The following is a 17,122-nucleotide window of genomic DNA, read 5'->3' on the forward strand; positions in this document are numbered from 1 at the left end:
ACAGAAGCCCGTCTTATTCATGAGGTCGCTGTTCCGGTCTGATCGGTTTTGATTGTTCGCTGGCGGCATGATGCAGTCGCGCGTCATCGACGGTGTTTTCACCGCGACCTGAGCAATGGGCTTTTCGAGGTTGCTGGAGGTGGGCTTTGGGGTCGGCGGCACTGCCGCGTTGATCATGCTGGCGCCGGCGGGGGGGTGGTGGCGATGGCTCGGAACACGCTGGCATCCGGGCATGCTGACGTGAAGGCGACGCGGATGCGCGTGGTGCTTTCGATGATCCGGGCGGCAACCTTGAGCAGCCGCAGGCGCAGTGTTGCGAACTCGGCAGCGGCCAGAGACATGGTATTGGGCGCGACTGCTTTTTGGACTTCCTGACTGATGCGCCACAGCAGCCAGTATGCGGCGGTGTGCAGGATGAGGCGCACCTGGTTGGCGTTTGCCGAGCGGCACGAGGTACGGTCGCTGGCGAGTTGGGCCTTGTGGCGCTTGATCAGGTTCTCGACCTGCCCGCGTGCGCAGTAAAGCGTGTCGTAGATATGCTCAGCCGAGCCTTCGGTCAGCGAGGTGACGACATAGCGGATGTCCATGCCCAAAGTGCTGGCCTCGATCCGGGCGACGACGCGGCGCTGGCTTTTCCAGCTTTTGGCGCCGTAGCGGGTCTGGGCATAATGGCGCAGGATCGCGCGGCCTTCCTCGGCGCGCTTGACCGCGCAGGCATCGGCGGCAGCGACGATGGCCGGATCGGCACGCAGCGCGGCGTTGGTCGGCAGGCCGAACACATAGTCGATGCCGGCCGCTTCGCAGAAGGCCATGACCTCGGGCCGGCCATAGTGCCCGTCACCACGGATGGTGATGTGCGTTTCCGGCCAGTTCCGGCGGATATGCCGCACCAGGCGCCGGATGTGACCGGCCGCTTCGGCACCCGACGGCGTCTTGCCAGTGCGCAGCAGCATGGCCACCGGCCGGCCGGTTGCGGTATCGTAGACGTGGATCGGCAGGAAGCAGCGCTCGCCATGATGTCCGTTCCAGAACGAAAGCTGCTGATAGCCATGGACGACATCGCAGGTATCGTCGATATCCAGCGTCACCGCCACCGGCGGGGCGGGATAGCTGGCGCAGTAGATGTCGATCATTGCGACCATCATGCTGGCCAGTTCGCGCGTGGTCGGCGCATTCTCCCACCGGCTCATCGTTGGTTGGCTGGCAAGTCCCGCGCCCGATCCCGGCAACTTGCCCAGCGCCAAACGGAAACCCGGATCGTCGCGCAGGGCGTCGAGATCATCGGCATCCTCATAGCCGCAAGCAATCGCGAACACGCGGGCACGCAGGATGTCATCGAGGCGATGGACCACCCGCGCCGGGTCACGCGGATCGGCAATGCAAGCTGCAAGCCGCTGGCAGATCCCCATTGCACGTTCAGCCTGCGCCAGCAGCAGCACGCCACCATCCGAGGTGAGCCGGCCACCATCAAACGCGGCGGTCACTTTCTTGCGCGCCACTGCTGGGAATCGGAATGGGCTTGCGCTATCGACGTTCATGGCGGGTGTGGCCTGTGGCATTTTCTGCCCTGCGGCAGGTTCGGACTAGACACCCAGATCCTAATTCAGATCAGAGGCTTACGCCACTCCCGCCAACCCTTTGCCCCACCCTGATGAATAAGACGGGCTAAGCCGCTACAGCCATCATCCCCGAGGGCACGGTCATCTTTGGGCAGAAGCATTTCGCGGGGGCCTGGAAGGGCCAACCAGCCGATAGCACTCAACCCGTTTTACGAACAAACCATCACACTCCATGGTATTGGCGATACCAGTCAACGAAACGCGTCACGCCTTCGCGAACCGGGGTCGCGGGCTTATATCCCAGTTCGCGTTCGAGATCGGACACGTCAGCAAAGGTGTCGGGTACGTCACCAGCCTGCAACGGCAGCAGATTGCGCTCTGCCTTGCGCCCGAGCGCCTCTTCCAGCGCTTCGATATAGGCCGTGAGCTTGACCGGGGCATTGTTGCCAATGTTGTAGATTCGATAGGGCGCGTCCGAGGTGGCTGGATCCGGTTTCATCGCATCCCACGCCGGATCGGGACTGGCAGGGCGATCCAGCGCGCGGATCACCCCGGCAACGATATCGTCGACATAAGTGAAATCGCGCGTGTGGTTGCCGTGGTTGAACACGTTGATGGGCGTGCCATCGAGAATGGCCCGGGCGAACAGGAACAGCGCCATGTCCGGCCGGCCCCAGGGGCCGTAGACCGTGAAGAAGCGCAGGCCAGTGGTCGGCAGTCGATAGAGATGGCTGTAGCTGTGCGCCATCAGCTCGTTGGCCTTCTTGGTGGCCGCGTAGAACTGCAGCGGATGGTCCACGCCGACGTGCTCGCTGAACGGCATCGCCTTGTTGGCGCCATAGACGGAACTGGTTGAGGCATAGACGAGATGCTCGATCCCACCATGGCGGCACGCCTCGAGGATATTGGTAAAGCCCACGATGTTGCTTTCGACATAGGCGTGGGGATTTTCGATCGAATAGCGCACGCCCGCCTGTGCCGCGAGATTGACCACGCGGCGCACCCCGCCTTGGGCAAACGCTTCCTCTACCGCGGCGCGATCGGCCAGATTGGCGCGAAAGAAGCGATAGGGCGATCCGGTACGAGCGGCGGTTTCCGCAAGGATCTTGAGCCGCGCTTCCTTGATTGCAGGATCATAGTAATCGTTGACCACGTCCAGACCGACCACGGCATCGCCGCGTTCGAGCAAGGTCTTGGCGGTGTGAAAACCGATGAAGCCGGCATTGCCGGTAACCAGGGTAGCCAAGCCGCATCTCCATATTCGGGCAACAACGCCGCAGTTTCGCTCCTGCCATACCTGGCAGAAGCGAACAAAGTGTAACCCATTAGTGCGCTTGAAAAAGTGGTCAGCTGGCCTTCTTGGCCACGTTGAACGTGCCGGTCACGCGGCCGCTTGATGTTGTCGTAGTGCCACCCGTGCCGCTCGGCGCACCGCCGCTACGGCCATCGACGCTCGACAGCCCGGTGTTGAGGTCAATCACGAGACGACCACCATTGAGCGTGTCCTTGCCCCGGCGCAGCGCGACATTGCCCACCATGGTGATAATCTTGCGCGGAATATCGTAAACTGCGGTGTTGCCGCTGGCGCGCTGGTCGCCCCGCGTCACCACCACGCCGCCGGCAGCGTCGATGCGCTGGACCTGCACGGTCTGCGCATCAGTATAGGCCAGCGTGGTGCGCGCCGCTTGCAGCCGCAGGTCTTCCTGGGTGATGTCGACATTACCGGTCAGCACCACGCGCTTCTGCTTGTCCTGCAACTCCATGCGGTCTGCACCGAAATTCACCGGCGCGTTGGAGTTGTGCTTGCCAAAGGTCTGTGCATCGAGATGCGCAGACCCCGCCACCACCGCCGCCGACAGGGCAAAGCCGCAAGCCAGCGAACGCAGCGCCAGAACACGCGTGGACACGCGGTCGGTTGCGCGCGGCGAAGAAGGAAGCGGGTCGATCATCTTCAGCGTTGTCCTCGTCGAATCGCGCGTTACGGCCAGGATGGCCTCAAGGCTTGGCTGGCAGCGGCAGCTTACCTTGATCCATCCGCATGTGGGCATGCCCTTCCAGCGTCACAACCCGATCGTCAAGATTGGCCACGATGCGGTCTGCTGAAAAAGTGCCGGTGGGCAGGCGGCCATCGACGTGCCCATCGCTGACCAGTTGCCGCTTTGTCAGGTCGATCGAGGCACCGTCGGTGATCATGCGATAGCCGTCAGAGCTTTCGAAATTAACCACGCCCGGCACCTTGATGAACTGCTTGCCGAAATCATAGGCACCCTGCTGCGTCGTCAGGATCGCCGGCCCGTTCTTGAGCATGACTCGGGCAGTCACGTCTTTCAGCTGGACCACATCCTGTGCCGCAGAATGCTGCACGGCATTGCCAGCGGTCACCGAAAAGGTCCGCCCCTTATTGTCCGCGCCCCGATACATCGCGCTCACCACTTTGAGACGATCTTGCACGACCGCCACCTTGGTGCGGTCTAGCAAAAAGCTGATCTCTCCGCGGGGCGCTAAGGGGCTCAGTACCATCACTGCGAGCAATGCGCCGATCAGCCCAGGCAGCAGCACGGCCAGCAAGCGTACGGTGCGATCATGCCGCCCGCCCGGCGCCGCCTTGTGGCGGCGGCGGCTGCGTATCTGTTCTGCCTGGATGGTCATGGCGTGGAGATCATGGCAGGTGCAGGCTTACTCGTGGCTGAAGATATCGCGATCGGCCCAGCCAGCGATGTCCAGAAGAGCTCGTGTCGGCAGAAAGTCGAAACAGGCCTGGGCGATCTCGGAACGCTTTTCGCGTGCGAGGCGTTCCACAAGAATGGTATGGGCCCCGTGAAGATAGCGCACATCGGATGCGGCATACTCGAGTTGGGCATCACTCAGCACCGCCCCGCCCCAATCGCTGGACTGCTGCTGCTTGGAAAGCTCCTTGCCGAGCAGTTCGCGCACCAGATCTTTCAAGCCATGCCGGTCCGTGTAAGTCCGTACGAGCTTGGATGCGATCTTGGTGCAGAACACGGGCGTAGCCATCACACCCAAGTAATGATGGATCGCCGCCAGATCGAATCGGGCGAAATGATAGAGCTTGAGCCGGGTCGGATCGGAAAGGATCGCACAAAGATTCGGCGCGGCGTAATCGCTGCCCACCTTGAAACGCACCAAGTGTTCGTCACCTTGTCCGTCGGAAATCTGCACCACGCACAGCCGGTCGCGCGGCGTGATCAAACCCATCGTCTCGGTGTCGACAGCTACGATGCCCGGCGCCAGCAAATCAGCGGAAGGCAGGTCTTGTTCATGCAGATAAACGGCCATGTCCGCGTGCTTAGGCCGGTTCAGCGCGACCGGCAAGCCCAAGGGCTCTCCCCTTCAGCTGGGCACGCGAATTCGCTCCCAATGCGAAAAATGCGGCGCGGCGCACAATCGCGATTCCGTGTTGCAGCGTATTGTCCGTTGCAGCTCTCTACACCGTCCTCTAGAATTGGGCGGCGGTGCCGCATCAGCCCGCCGGAAAGGCACGTCTTTCCAACGCAGCATTTAACTCGGCAGACTAAGACAAGTTGTCGTAAAGCGCCAGAAAATGGCACTTGGGACCAAGCAATCAGGAACGTCTAAGACCATGATCACACCGGTTATTCTGTGCGGCGGCAATGGCACCCGTTTGTGGCCCCGTTCGCGCAAGGCAAAGCCCAAGCCGTTCTTGCCGCTGGTCGGTGATACGACCCTTTTCGAAGCTTCAGTGCTGCGCTGCAACATCGAAGCTGGCTTTTCACCGCCGATCGTGGTTACCGGCGCGCAACATCTCGATCATGTGGTCGACCAGTTGCCTGATCCGGCCGCCAGCCAGATCATCGTGGAACCGGAAGGCAAGAACACCGCAGCGGCCATCGCGCTCGCTGCGCTGCGCCTGCCGGGCGATGCGATCATGCTGGTCTGCCCAAGCGATCACCATATCGGCGATTGCGATGCCTTTCAGGCTTCGGCCAAGGCTGCGGCCAAGCTGGCCGCCGACGACTGGCTGGTATCCTTCGGCATTGCCGCCACCACCCCGGAAACGGGTTTTGGCTATCTCAAGCAAGGCGATCCGATCGAAGGCAGCGGCGGCCGCAAGGTGGAACGCTTTGTCGAAAAGCCGGATCTTGAACGCGCTCAAGCCTTCCTCGCGGATGGTGGTTATGCTTGGAACGGTGGCATCTTTGCCTTCCGCGCCGGCCATTTCCTCGACGAACTCGACAAGCACCGCCCCGATATTGCCGGTGCGGTGCGCGCGGCGGTGGACAAGGGCCGTGCCGACGGCAACGCCTTCCATCCTGATCCGGCCGAGTTTGCCAAGATCGCGGGCGAATCGGTGGACTATGCCGTGATGGAAAAGACCGACCGCGCCGCCATGGTGCCGGCAACGATGGCCTGGTCCGATATCGGCAACTGGCAGGCACTGCACGAAGCGCTCGACAAGGACGACGTGGGCAATGCCACCAAGGGCCGGGTCGAATTGAAGAACTGCAGCAATGTGCTGGTTCACACCGATGGCCCGCGCGTGTCGGTGGTCGGTGCCAGCAATCTCATCGTAGTCGTCGATGGCGACGAAATCCTGGTGTGCACGCCCGAAGGCGCGCAACTTGTCGGCAAACTGCAAGGGGCCGCCAACCAATGAGCAAGCTACCGATCCGCGAAGTTGAAAAGCCCTGGGGCAAGGATGTTCTTCCCGCCCCGTTCTCCGCGCCCGAAGGCAAGCGCATCGGCGAGATATGGTTCGAACCGCCGGCCGATGTTCCCAGCCTGCTGGTGAAGTACATCTTCACCAGCGAGAAGCTTTCGGTCCAGGTTCACCCGAGCGATGCGCAAGCGGCAGCTGCGGGCGAAAAGGACCGGGGCAAGGAAGAATGCTGGCTGGTCATCGCTGCTGAACCCGGGGCCACACTGGGCGTCGGCTTCAAGGACCATGTCGACCATGACACCATGCGTGCGTCAGCGCTCGATGGCAGCATCGAGGACATGCTGGTGTGGCATCCGGTCAAGCCGGGCGATTTCTTTTATATCCCGGCCAACACGGTGCACGCGATTGGCGCCGGCGTGAGCGTGATCGAGATCCAGCAGAACAGCGACATTACCTATCGCCTCTATGACTATGGCCGCCCGCGCGAATTGCATCTCGATGCCGGCATCGCTGTGTCGCGTGGCGAACCGCTCGATCCCGCGCTGCACCGGCACATTCCCGATACCGGCACTGTGGAACTAGCGCATGGCGCCTATTTCACCGCGCACCGGCTGCAGGGCGTACCCGACGCAGCGCTGCGTGCCGAATATGCCGGCCCATTGCTGGTCATCCCGCGCAGCGGCAGCGTCACGCTGGGCGACGACGTGCTGAACCCAGGCGACTGCGCTTCGGCAGCAAGCATCGATGCACTGACGTTCGATCCCCAGGGCCAGGCCATCATCGTGCGTCCCGCCACCTGATTGAAGATAGCGCGCATCGCCTTGTCCGTGATAGGCCCGGGGCATGAGCGCTTCTTCGGTTCCTGAAAGCTGGGCTGCTGCCCTTGATCCTGTCCTGGCCAGCCGCCCCTTACGGGCCCTCGGCGGTTTCCTGAAAGCAGAGGAAGCCGCAGGCAAGACAATCTATCCGCCACGAGGCGAACGGCTGGCTGCCCTGGAGTTGACGCCGCTTCCGGCCGTGAAAGTGGTGATCCTGGGGCAGGATCCTTACCATGGCCCGGGCCAGGCGATGGGGCTGGCCTTCTCGGTGCAGCGCGGGCTGAAAGTGCCGCCCAGCCTGGTCAACATCTACAAGGAACTGGAAAGCGATCTGGGCCTGCCGCGGCCGGCCCATGGCAATCTCACTCACTGGGCCCGGCAGGGTGTTCTACTGCTCAACAACGCATTGACGGTGGAGGCAGGCCAAGCCGGATCGCACCAGGGCAAGGGGTGGGAAGAATTCACCGATGCGGCGGTTGCCGCCGTGGCAGCGCGGCCTGATCCCATCGTGTTCCTGCTGTGGGGCAGCCACGCCCAGAAAAAGGCCGCGCGCGTGCCCGGCCTCGCCTCTGGTGCGCATCTCGTGCTCAAGGCGCCGCATCCCAGCCCGCTGTCGGCCCATGCCGGATTCTTCGGCTGCCGCCATTTCAGCAAGACCAACGCCTTCCTGGAGAGCCACGGACAGGCGCCGATCGACTGGCGGGTCGATCCATGAATGCCCCGACCGGCGCCGATTCGGTTGGGCCCAACTGGTCGCTGCCGGCAATGCGGCAGGCCCAGGCCCTGGCCTGGACCGCCGTGGAGCAGATTGCCGCAGCCATGCACCCCGGCCTGCGCGAAAGCGAGGCAAGAGCGATCGGCCAAGCCGTTCTTGGCGAACTGGGCATGGGCGAGGCCTGGCACCCGATGATGGTGCGTTTTGGTGCCAACACCTTGCGCGTCTTCAGCGACCGTGGCGGCGAAGACCTCGCACTTGGCCAGGACGACATCTTTTTCATCGACATCGGCCCCGTTCTCCTGGGCCATGAGGCCGATGTCGGCGCCAGCTATGCGGTGGGCGAAGACCCGGACATGCACGCCTGCGCCGCGGCCGCGCGCGACCTGTGGCACCGCGTGGCCGCCATCTGGAATCACGGCGCGATCCGCGGCACCGCGCTCTATGCACGGGCAGCGGAAGAAGCGGCGGCCATGGGGTGGCAGCTCAACCTCGATGTGCGCGGCCATCGCGTGGCCGATTACCCCCACCCCTCCCGCCAGGCGGGTAAGCTCGGCGATCTTGACAGCCTGCCCACCGCTGGCCTGTGGATCCTGGAAATCCAGATCCGCCACTCCACCCGGGCGTTCGGGGCGTTCTACGAAGACCTGTTGATCTAAAGGGCTCAACCCAGGCCGCGCACCAGGGCATCGAGCCCGGTCGTGAACGCAGCGGGAAAATCCATCATCGCGTGCAGATGATCGCGCATCGGACCATTGGCTTCGAAGGTCGCCCAGCCCAGCGTGAACGAAATCACCGCAGCCTGATAGGCCAGGGCCTGCTCCTGCGTGAGGCCCAGCGCCACCACTGGGGCGGCGATGCGGCGGGCCTGCTCCTCAACAGATCCATGCGCTACCGGATGCGCCCCGGCGCACAGGTGCACGCCATCGCGATGCGCCGCCAGGCTGCCGCGCAGTGCAGCCCCGAAAGCGCCTAGCCAGGCGCGCCAGTCTCCCTGCACATCGCCGACGCCGGCATAGGCGGCGGCATAGATCGCGCCCGCCATCAGCCCGAGCAGTTCGCCCTTGTCTCGCACATGCCAATAGAGCGCGGGCGCCTGAACGCCCAGTCGCGCCGCCAATCGCCGCATGCTCAGCCGATCCAGCCCCTCGTCCTCCAGGAGGACAAACGCCGTCGCCACGAGGTGGGCACGATCGAGGCTGCCTTGTGCTGGGGTCTTCATGCTTGCCGGGTTGACTCCTTAACACTGTTAAGTCAACCAAGATCAGACAGCAGAATCAAGGGGAGAGAGCCATGCCTTATGTGCGCAACGCCTGGTATGTCGCAGCGTGGAGCCAGGATATCGGCGTGCAGGTTCCGCAGGCCCTGACCATTCTGGACGAGCGGATCGTGCTGTGGCGCGATGCGACGGGGCAGCTCTTCGCCTTGGAGGACCGCTGCGTGCACCGTATGGCGCCGCTATCCCTCGGGCGCTGCGAAGGCGCCAATCTGCGCTGCATGTATCACGGCCTGCTGTTCAACGGCGCAGGGCAGGTCATCGCCATACCGGGCCAGGACGCGATACCGGCCCAGGCGCGGGTCAAGGCCTATCCCGTTGTCGAGCGCCATAGCTGGGTGTGGATCTGGCCAGGTGACCCGGTCCAGGCAGATCACACCTTGATTCCGCCGGCGGTCGGCCTCGATCATCCCGACTATGTGCTGGGCCATGGACAGTTGGACTATGCCGCGCCGGCCCGGCTCATCAACGACAATCTGCTCGATTTCAGCCACTTGTCGTTCGTGCATACGCAAAGTTTCGGCTCCGGACCCGAATTTGCCAACTCGCCTGCGCGCATTACCCCGATATCGCGCGGCGTACGCTACGAGCGCTGGATCGAAAACTCGTTGGGATCATCGGCGCGCAGTTCGGCAACGCCGATCGACAGCTACATGACCTATGATTTTCTGCTGCCGGGGGTGCTGCTGATGACCGGCGGAACCTTCCCACTGGGTACGGCAAAGGCCTGCGGCTACGGCCAACCCGACGATGCCCTGGCAACCGGCGGCATCACGTTCACCAGCCAGGCCGTGACACCGATGACCGAGACCACCGCCCGCTATTTCTTTTCCTGGGGTCCCCATCGCCGCTTTGGCGATGAAGCCTTGCGCGATCGGCTGATGGAAATGGCTGGCCAAGCCTTTGCCGAAGACAAGACCATGATCGAGGCGCAGCACCGGGTCATCGCGCAAACCGCGCATCCCCGGGTCATGCCCACCGTGCATGATCGCGGCATCACCTTGTTCAACCGCCTGGTCGAAAAGATGGCTGCCGCCGAACAAGCGGCTATCGCATAAGCAAAGGGCGCCCGTTGCGGGCGCCCTTCCTTTGGTTCGATGCTGCTGCGGCCGTTCAGCGCGGCAGCTCGGTCACGCCCATCAGCGCTTCGTCCACGGCGCGGGCGCACTGGCGACCTTCGCGGATCGCCCAGACCACCAGGCTCTGGCCACGGCGCATGTCGCCGCAAGCGAAGATGCCGTCCACGCTGGTCTTGTAATCGACCGTGTTGCCCTTGACGTTGCCGCGCGGATCAAGTTCCACGCCAGCCTGTTCGAGGAGGCCCTGCTTGCGCGGGCCGACAAAGCCCATGGCGAGCAGGATGAGATCGGCCTTGATCACGAATTCGCTGCCCGGCACTTCCTGCATCTTGCCGTCGACCCATTCGACGCGCACGCATTCCAGGCCGGTCACGTCATTCTGGCCCACCACGCGCTTGGTCAGCACGGCGAATTCGCGGGTCACGCCTTCTTCGTGGCTGGACGAGGTGCGCAGCTTGAGCGGCCAGTTCGGCCAGGTCAGCGCCTTGTCTTCCTTTTCGGGCGGACGCGGCATGATTTCGAGCTGGGTCACCGAGAGGGCGCCCTGGCGGTTCGACGTGCCAACGCAGTCAGAGCCGGTGTCACCGCCGCCGATCACCACAACGTGCTTGCCCGTGGCAGTGAGCGAACCACGCGGCGCGGCGCGGATTTCATCGTCACCGGCCACGCGCTTGTTCTGCTGCGTCAGGAATTCCATGGCAAAGCGCACGCCCGGCAGTTCGAAGCCGGGGATGCCGATCGGCCGGGGATCTTCGGCGCCACCAGACAGCACCACGGCATCGAAGTTTTCCTTGAGCGAGTCGACCGACACGGTCACGCCCACTTCCACCGAGGTGCGGAAATCCACGCCTTCGGCCATCATCTGTACGAGACGACGGTTGATCAGGTGCTTTTCCATCTTGAAGTCGGGAATGCCGTAGCGAAGCAGGCCGCCAACGCGATCCGACTTTTCGAACACGGTCACCGAATGGCCAGCGCGCGCCAACTGCTGCGCGGCGGCCATGCCGGCCGGGCCCGAGCCGACCACTGCCACCGACTTGCCGGTCTTCTTCGCCGGCACCTGCGGCTCGATCCAGCCTTCCTTCCAGCCCTTGTCGACGATGGCGCATTCGATCGACTTGATGGTGACCGGCTGGTCGACAATGTTGAGCGTGCAGGCGGCCTCGCACGGGGCGGGGCAGACGCGGCCGGTAAATTCGGGGAAATTGTTGGTCGAGTGCAGGTTGTCCAGCGCCTCGCGCCAGTCGCTTTCGTAGACCAGGTGGTTCCAGTCCGGGATCTGGTTGTTCACCGGACAGCCGTTGTGACAATAGGGAATGCCGCAGTTCATGCAGCGCGAGGCCTGGCCCTTGAGCGAGGCTTCGTCATGGGGAACGATGAACTCGCGATAGTGCTTGAGGCGCTCGGCCGGGGCGTCATAGCCCCGGTCCTTGCGATCGAGTTCGAGAAAGCCGGTTGCCTTACCCATTGTATTCTATTCCTTATTCCGCAGCGACCGACGCGGCTTCAAGGCGTTCAGCCTCAAGCTGGCGGAGCGCACGCGCATAGTCGCGCGGCATGACCTTGACGAAACGCACCACTTCCTGATCCCAGTTGTCGAGGATCGCGCGGGCCCGCTTGGACCCGGTATGAAGCAGGTGGCGCTCGATCAGCACGCGCAGACGATCGGCATCATGGCGCAGCATGTCACCCATGCCGAAGTCGTTGACGTCCACTCCACGCTGTTGCGGGCGGCCGGCACCGTCGTCTTCGTCGCGGTCAGCCGAAACCGGCAGCACGTCGACCATGGCACCGTTGACGAGCGAGGCAAAGTTACCGTCCATGTCATAGACATAGGCCACGCCGCCAGACATCCCGGCGGCAAAGTTGCGGCCGGTCTTGCCCAGCACGACGACGACGCCCCCGGTCATGTATTCGCAGCCATGGTCGCCTGTGCCTTCGACCACCGCGAGGGCGCCCGAATTGCGCACGGCAAAGCGTTCGCCGCCCACGCCGTTGAAGAACGCTTCCCCGGCAATCGCACCATAGAGCACGGTGTTGCCGACGATGATGTTCTCGGCTGCCTCGCGGTCGACATGCGCCGGCTGGCGCACGATCACCCGGCCACCCGACAGGCCCTTGCCGACATAGTCGTTGGCATCACCGACCAGATCGAGCGTGACACCATGGGCGAGGAATGCGGCGAACGACTGGCCCGCCACGCCCTTGAACGCGATGTTGATCGTGTTGTCGGGCAGGCCGGCGTGGCCATAGCGCCGCGCCACTTCGCCCGAGAGCATCGCGCCCACGGTGCGGTTGACGTTAATCACCGGGCGTTCGATGCGCACCGCCTCGCCCGCTTCCAGCGCCGGTGCGGCCGCCGCGATCAGATCGTTGTCGAGCGCGGCATCAAGGCCGTGATCCTGATGACCGGTCCAGTTGAGGCTGGTCCCTGCCACCGGCTCCACCTTGTGCAGCAGGCGCGTGAGATCGACGCCCTGGGCCTTCCAGTTGGCGACGACCTTGCGGGTATCGAGCCGGTCAACCCGGCCGACCATCTCGGCAATGGTGCGGAAGCCCATCTCGGCCATGATCGCGCGCAGCTCTTCGGCAACGAAGAAGAAGTAGTTGATCACGTGCTCGGGCTGGCCGGTGAAGCGCGCGCGCAGCACCGGGTCCTGCGTGGCCACGCCCACCGGGCAGGTGTTGAGGTGGCACTTGCGCATCATGATGCACCCGGCCGCGATCAGCGGCGCGGTGGCAAAGCCGAACTCGTCGGCGCCGAGCAACGCGGCGATCGCCACGTCGCGGCCCGTGCGCAGGCCGCCATCGGCCTGCACGCAGATGCGGCTGCGCAGGTTGTTGAGCAGCAGGGTCTGCTGGGTTTCCGCCAGGCCGATTTCCCACGGGCTGCCGGCATGCGTCAGCGAGGTCAGCGGCGAAGCGCCGGTCCCGCCTTCATAGCCCGAGATCGTGACATGGTCGGCACGCGCCTTGGACACGCCCGCAGCCACGGTGCCCACGCCCACTTCCGACACCAGCTTTACCGAGACGCGCGCCTTGGTGTTCACGTTCTTGAGATCGTGAATCAGCTGGGCAAGGTCTTCGATCGAATAGATGTCGTGGTGCGGCGGCGGCGAGATCAGGCCAACACCCGGCGTCGAGTGGCGGGTCTTGCCGATCACCTTGTCGACCTTGTCACCCGGCAGCTGGCCACCTTCACCGGGCTTGGCGCCCTGGGCCATCTTGATCTGGATGTCGTCGGCATTGACGAGGTATTCTGCGGTGACGCCAAAGCGGCCCGAAGCGACCTGCTTGATCGCCGAGCGCATCGAATCGCCGTTGGCCAGTGGCTTGAAGCGATCGGGTTCTTCCCCGCCCTCACCCGTGTTTGACTTGCCGCCGATGCGGTTCATCGCGATCGCCAGCGTGGTATGCGCCTCGCGGCTGATCGAGCCGAAGCTCATCGCGCCAGTGGCAAAGCGCTTGACGATCTCGCTGGCCGGCTCGACCTCATCGAGGCTGAGCGGCTTGTCGGCCGGCTTGAGCTCCATCAGGCCACGGATGGTGAGCATCCGTTCCGACTGGTCGTTGATCGTCTGGGCAAATTCCTTGTACTTTTCAGGAATGTTGCCGCGCACGGCGTGCTGCAGGCTGGCGATGTTGCCGGCCGTCCAGGCATGCTCTTCGCCGCGCAGGCGCAGCTGGTACATGCCGCCCACGTCGAGCATCTTCTTGTAGATCGGGTTGTCGCCATAGGCCGTGGCATGGCGGCGCACGGTTTCCTCGGCCACTTCCTTGAGACCGACGCCCTCGATCGAGGTGGCGGTGCCAGTGAAGTACTGGTCGATGAAGCCCGACGATAGGCCGACGGCGTCGAAGATCTGCGCGCCGCAATAGGACTGGTAGGTCGAGATGCCCATCTTGGACATGACCTTGAGGATGCCCTTGCCGATCGCCTTGATGTAGTTCTTCTGAACATCATAGGGCGTGAGCGGCAGGCCCTTGTCGACGCGGATCGCCTCGAGCGTTTCGAACGCCAGATAAGGGTTCACCGCCTCGGCGCCATAGCCGGCGAGCACGCAGAAGTGATGCACTTCGCGCGCTTCGCCGGTTTCCACGACCAGCCCGGTCTGCATGCGCAGGCCCTGGCGCACCAGGTGATGGTGCACGGCGGCGGTCGCAAGCAGGGCCGGCATGGCGATGCGATCAGCGCCTTGCGCGCGGTCCGACAGGATCAGGATGTTCTTGTCGGCCAGCACCGCTTCGGTCGCCGCCCAGCACATTTCCTTGATCGCCATGGCCAGGCCATCGGCGCCCGAGGCCGCGTCCCAGGTGGTGTCGATCGTGGCGGTGCGGAACGCGCCATCGAGCGCGGCTTCGACCGAGCGGATCTTGGCCACGTCCTCGTTGGTGAGGATCGGCTGATCCACTTCCAGGCGCTTGTGGCTGCCGGCATCGTGGCCGAGCAGATTGGGGCGCGGGCCGATCATCGAGACGAGGCTCATCACCAGCTCCTCGCGGATCGGGTCGATCGGCGGGTTGGTGACCTGGGCGAAGTTCTGCTTGAAATAGTCGTAAAGCAGGCGCGAGCGCTTGGACAGCACGGCAATCGGCGTGTCGGTGCCCATCGAACCGATCGGGTCTTCGCCCACGGCCGCCATAGGCTCCAGGAACTTGGTGACGTCTTCCTGGGTGTAGCCAAAGGCCTGCTGGCGATCGAGCAGGCTGTCGGTCGACGCGGGCAGCGCCACCACTTCCGGCTCGACCACTTCGAGTTCGTTGAGCTTGTACTGGGCCGCGCCCAGCCATTCCTCGTAGGGCTCGGCGGCAGACAGCTCGGCCTTGAGCTCGTCGTCCTCGACGATGCGGCCCTGCTCCAGATCGATCAGCAGCATGCGGCCGGGCTGGAGGCGCCACTTGCGCACGATATCTTCCTCGCGGAACGGCAGCACGCCGCTTTCCGAGGCCATGCAGACGAGATCGTCACGCGTGATCGAGAAGCGCGCGGGACGCAGGCCATTGCGATCGAGCGTGGCACCGATCTGGCGACCGTCGGTGAAAGCCACCGCCGCCGGGCCGTCCCACGGCTCCATCAGCGCAGCGTGGTATTCATAGAACGCGCGGCGCTTGGCATCCATCAGCGCATTGCCGGCCCAGGCTTCGGGCATCAGCATCATCATCGCATGGGCTATGCCATAGCCACCCGCGACCAGCAGCTCGAGCGCGTTGTCGAGGCTGGCGGTGTCGGACTGGCCATGCGGGATCAGCGGCCACATCTTGTCGAGATCCGGGCCGAGCAGCTCGGATTCCATGGTGCGGCGGCGGGCGTTCATCCAGTTGACGTTGCCGCGCACGGTGTTGATTTCACCGTTGTGCGCCACGAAGCGGAACGGATGCGCCAGCTTCCAGCTGGGGAAGGTGTTGGTGGAAAAGCGCTGGTGCACCAGGCCGAGTGCCGAAACGCAGTCCGGGTTGCGCAGATCGTCATAGAACGAGCCGACCTGGCCAGCGAGCAGCAGCCCCTTGTACACGATCGTACGCGAGGAGAAGCTGGGCATGTACAGCTCGGTCACGCCGGGCAGGCCATGCTTTTCGGCCATGGCCGCCAGCGGGTTCTGCGTCTGCTTGCGGATCGCCAGCAGCTTGCGTTCGAACGCGTCCTGGTCAGCGCAGTTTTCGCCGCGCTTGATGAAGCACTGGCGGATCACCGGCATCGAGGCGATCACGGTCTTGCCCAGGCCATCGAGCGTGGTCGGCACATCGCGCCAGCCGATCAGTTCCTGGCCTTCCTTGGCGATGAACTTCTCGAACTTTTCGATCACGAACGTGCGCGCGGCTTCATCCTGCGGCAGGAAGCACATCGCCACGGCATAGTCGCCCGGCTGCGGCAGTTCCTTGCCTTCGCCAGCCGCCCACTTGCGGAACAGCTGGTCGGGCAGCTGGATCAGCAGGCCGGCGCCATCGCCCAGCAGCGGATCGGCGCCCACGGCACCGCGGTGGTCGAGATTGCGGAGAATCTCCAGGGCTTGGCCAATAATCGCGTGGCTTTTGACGCCTTTGATGTGGGCAATAAAGCCCATGCCACATGCGTCATGCTCGTTACGCGGATCATACAGGCCCTGAACCGGCGGAAATCCCATCGCGTTGATCGTCCCTACACCCAAAAAAGACAGCTCGCACGAATCACGACGCCGGAATGCGTCAAAAATTGCGCGAGAGTCCCCCATGACTGTTGGAAAGTTATTTTGCAACCGGTCAGGACCACCCAAACGGGAAACCGTGCCGGGAAATACGGATGCGATGCCGAAATGTCGCAGCGCAGCAGGGCGATGCGATCACAGCATCAGCGTTGGGCAGTCATCCGTTGCAGCGTGGCGAGGGCATCGCGCAGGGCCTGTTCGGTGCTGGCGGCATCGCGCGGGGCATCCTCGGCCTCGTCCTCAACCGCTTGAAAACGGGTGGGAACGGCAGCCAGATAGGGCCGCTCGAACGGCGCCGGAGCAGCGCTCGCCACCTCATCACCGTCCGGACGCTGGGCGCGGCCCTGGCCGGGGAAGATCACAACCGGCTGCGGCGATGCAGCACCGCGGCCAGAGAGGAAATGGCGCGCCGGATCGCTCCGCCGGACGGCCGCGGCCATGTCGAGCAGCAAGGAATAGCGTTCTTCGCGCACCGCGCCTTCGGGCTGGCCCCGGTCGGTGCTGTCAGCATCTGCCGCACCGAGGCGCGACGGGCGCGGCATGGCGCGCACGTCGCGGCCGTCCAGCCCGGCCAGATCGTCGGCGACGCTGTCGAGCGCGCGGCGGTGGTCGGCAATCGCCAGCGCCAGCCGCTCGACCAGTTGCACCAGCCCCAGACCATCGAGATCGGCCTGGGCGACCGGCGAAGGCCCATTTTCCCCCATCGCGTCACGCGCCTTGGCAAAGAGCGACGGCGTCAGCGCGGGCGATGCCATCGCCACCGGGGCGGGATCGTGCGCTGCAACGTCCGCTTCTTTCACGACGTCCGGTTCGGCCTGCACTTCGGCTTCGGCTTCAGCTGCGGCTGCCGTTTT

The 17,122-nt window shown here is 64.0% G+C and carries 13 protein-coding genes and 1 pseudogene; 5 read left to right on the forward strand and 9 right to left on the reverse strand.

What is annotated here, in order from left to right:
* Window positions 1-173: 173 nt before the first annotated feature.
* The 5 genes from H926_RS0117410 to H926_RS0117430 form a co-directional block, all read right to left on the reverse strand.
* A complete protein-coding gene (locus H926_RS0117410; protein WP_028658176.1) occupies window positions 174-1,559 on the reverse strand; it encodes an IS1380 family transposase in 1,386 nt (461 codons plus the stop codon).
* A 223-nt stretch (window positions 1,560-1,782) separates the two neighbouring features.
* Window positions 1,783-2,805, reverse strand: a complete 1,023-nt coding sequence (locus H926_RS0117415; RefSeq protein ID WP_022677453.1) for an NAD-dependent epimerase — start codon at window positions 2,803-2,805, stop codon at window positions 1,783-1,785.
* 100 nt (window positions 2,806-2,905) lie between these two features.
* Window positions 2,906-3,508, reverse strand: a complete 603-nt coding sequence (locus H926_RS0117420) for an LptA/OstA family protein (protein ID WP_022677454.1) — start codon at window positions 3,506-3,508, stop codon at window positions 2,906-2,908.
* A 46-nt stretch (window positions 3,509-3,554) separates the two neighbouring features.
* Window positions 3,555-4,208, reverse strand: coding sequence for an LPS export ABC transporter periplasmic protein LptC (lptC, locus tag H926_RS0117425; RefSeq protein WP_022677455.1), 654 nt, complete (start codon window positions 4,206-4,208; stop codon window positions 3,555-3,557).
* A gap of 27 nt (window positions 4,209-4,235) precedes the next feature.
* Window positions 4,236-4,856, reverse strand: a complete 621-nt coding sequence (locus H926_RS0117430; protein ID WP_022677456.1) for a ribonuclease D — start codon at window positions 4,854-4,856, stop codon at window positions 4,236-4,238.
* 304 nt (window positions 4,857-5,160) lie between these two features.
* On the opposite strand from H926_RS0117430, the gene H926_RS0117435 reads away from it, so the two are divergent.
* From H926_RS0117435 to H926_RS0117450, 4 genes are read left to right on the forward strand one after another with little or no spacing between them, the layout of a single operon-like run.
* Entirely contained in the window at window positions 5,161-6,195 is a 1,035-nt protein-coding gene (locus H926_RS0117435) for a mannose-1-phosphate guanylyltransferase (protein ID WP_022677457.1), read from the forward strand.
* Window positions 6,192-6,998, forward strand: coding sequence for a class I mannose-6-phosphate isomerase (locus H926_RS0117440; RefSeq protein WP_022677458.1), 807 nt, complete (start codon window positions 6,192-6,194; stop codon window positions 6,996-6,998). The genes H926_RS0117435 and H926_RS0117440 overlap by 4 nt, the downstream gene beginning before the upstream one ends.
* A 43-nt stretch (window positions 6,999-7,041) precedes the next feature.
* Entirely contained in the window at window positions 7,042-7,731 is a 690-nt protein-coding gene (ung, locus tag H926_RS0117445) for a uracil-DNA glycosylase (protein ID WP_022677459.1), read from the forward strand.
* Window positions 7,728-8,390 carry a M24 family metallopeptidase gene (locus H926_RS0117450; RefSeq protein ID WP_022677460.1) on the forward strand — a complete coding sequence of 221 codons (663 nt, stop codon included), beginning with the start codon at window positions 7,728-7,730 and terminating at the stop codon, window positions 8,388-8,390. The genes ung and H926_RS0117450 overlap by 4 nt, the downstream gene beginning before the upstream one ends.
* Window positions 8,391-8,395: 5 nt before the next feature.
* Here the strand turns inward: H926_RS0117450 and H926_RS28455 are convergent, their stop codons facing one another.
* On the reverse strand, window positions 8,396-8,953 hold the full coding sequence (locus H926_RS28455) for a TetR family transcriptional regulator (RefSeq protein WP_022677461.1): 558 nt from the start codon (window positions 8,951-8,953) through the stop codon (window positions 8,396-8,398).
* Between the two features lie 71 nt (window positions 8,954-9,024).
* On the opposite strand from H926_RS28455, the gene H926_RS0117460 reads away from it, so the two are divergent.
* Window positions 9,025-10,065 (forward strand): aromatic ring-hydroxylating dioxygenase subunit alpha, encoded by a 1,041-nt coding sequence (locus H926_RS0117460; RefSeq protein ID WP_022677462.1) that lies wholly within the window; start codon window positions 9,025-9,027, stop codon window positions 10,063-10,065.
* A gap of 55 nt (window positions 10,066-10,120) precedes the next feature.
* Here H926_RS0117460 and H926_RS0117465 read toward each other — a convergent pair whose 3' ends face one another.
* The 3 genes and pseudogenes from H926_RS0117465 to H926_RS28460 all read right to left on the reverse strand — a co-directional run.
* Complete coding sequence (locus H926_RS0117465) at window positions 10,121-11,554, reverse strand: glutamate synthase subunit beta (protein ID WP_022677463.1); 1,434 nt, start codon at window positions 11,552-11,554, stop codon at window positions 10,121-10,123.
* A gap of 13 nt (window positions 11,555-11,567) precedes the next feature.
* Complete coding sequence (gene gltB / locus H926_RS0117470) at window positions 11,568-16,208, reverse strand: glutamate synthase large subunit (RefSeq protein WP_022677464.1); 4,641 nt, start codon at window positions 16,206-16,208, stop codon at window positions 11,568-11,570.
* A 203-nt stretch (window positions 16,209-16,411) separates the two neighbouring features.
* A pseudogene (locus H926_RS28460) lies at window positions 16,412-17,122 on the reverse strand (hypothetical protein); the annotation flags it as partial.

This window comes from Novosphingobium sp. B-7 (assembly GCF_000410615.1).
Lineage (GTDB): Bacteria > Pseudomonadota > Alphaproteobacteria > Sphingomonadales > Sphingomonadaceae > Novosphingobium > Novosphingobium capsulatum.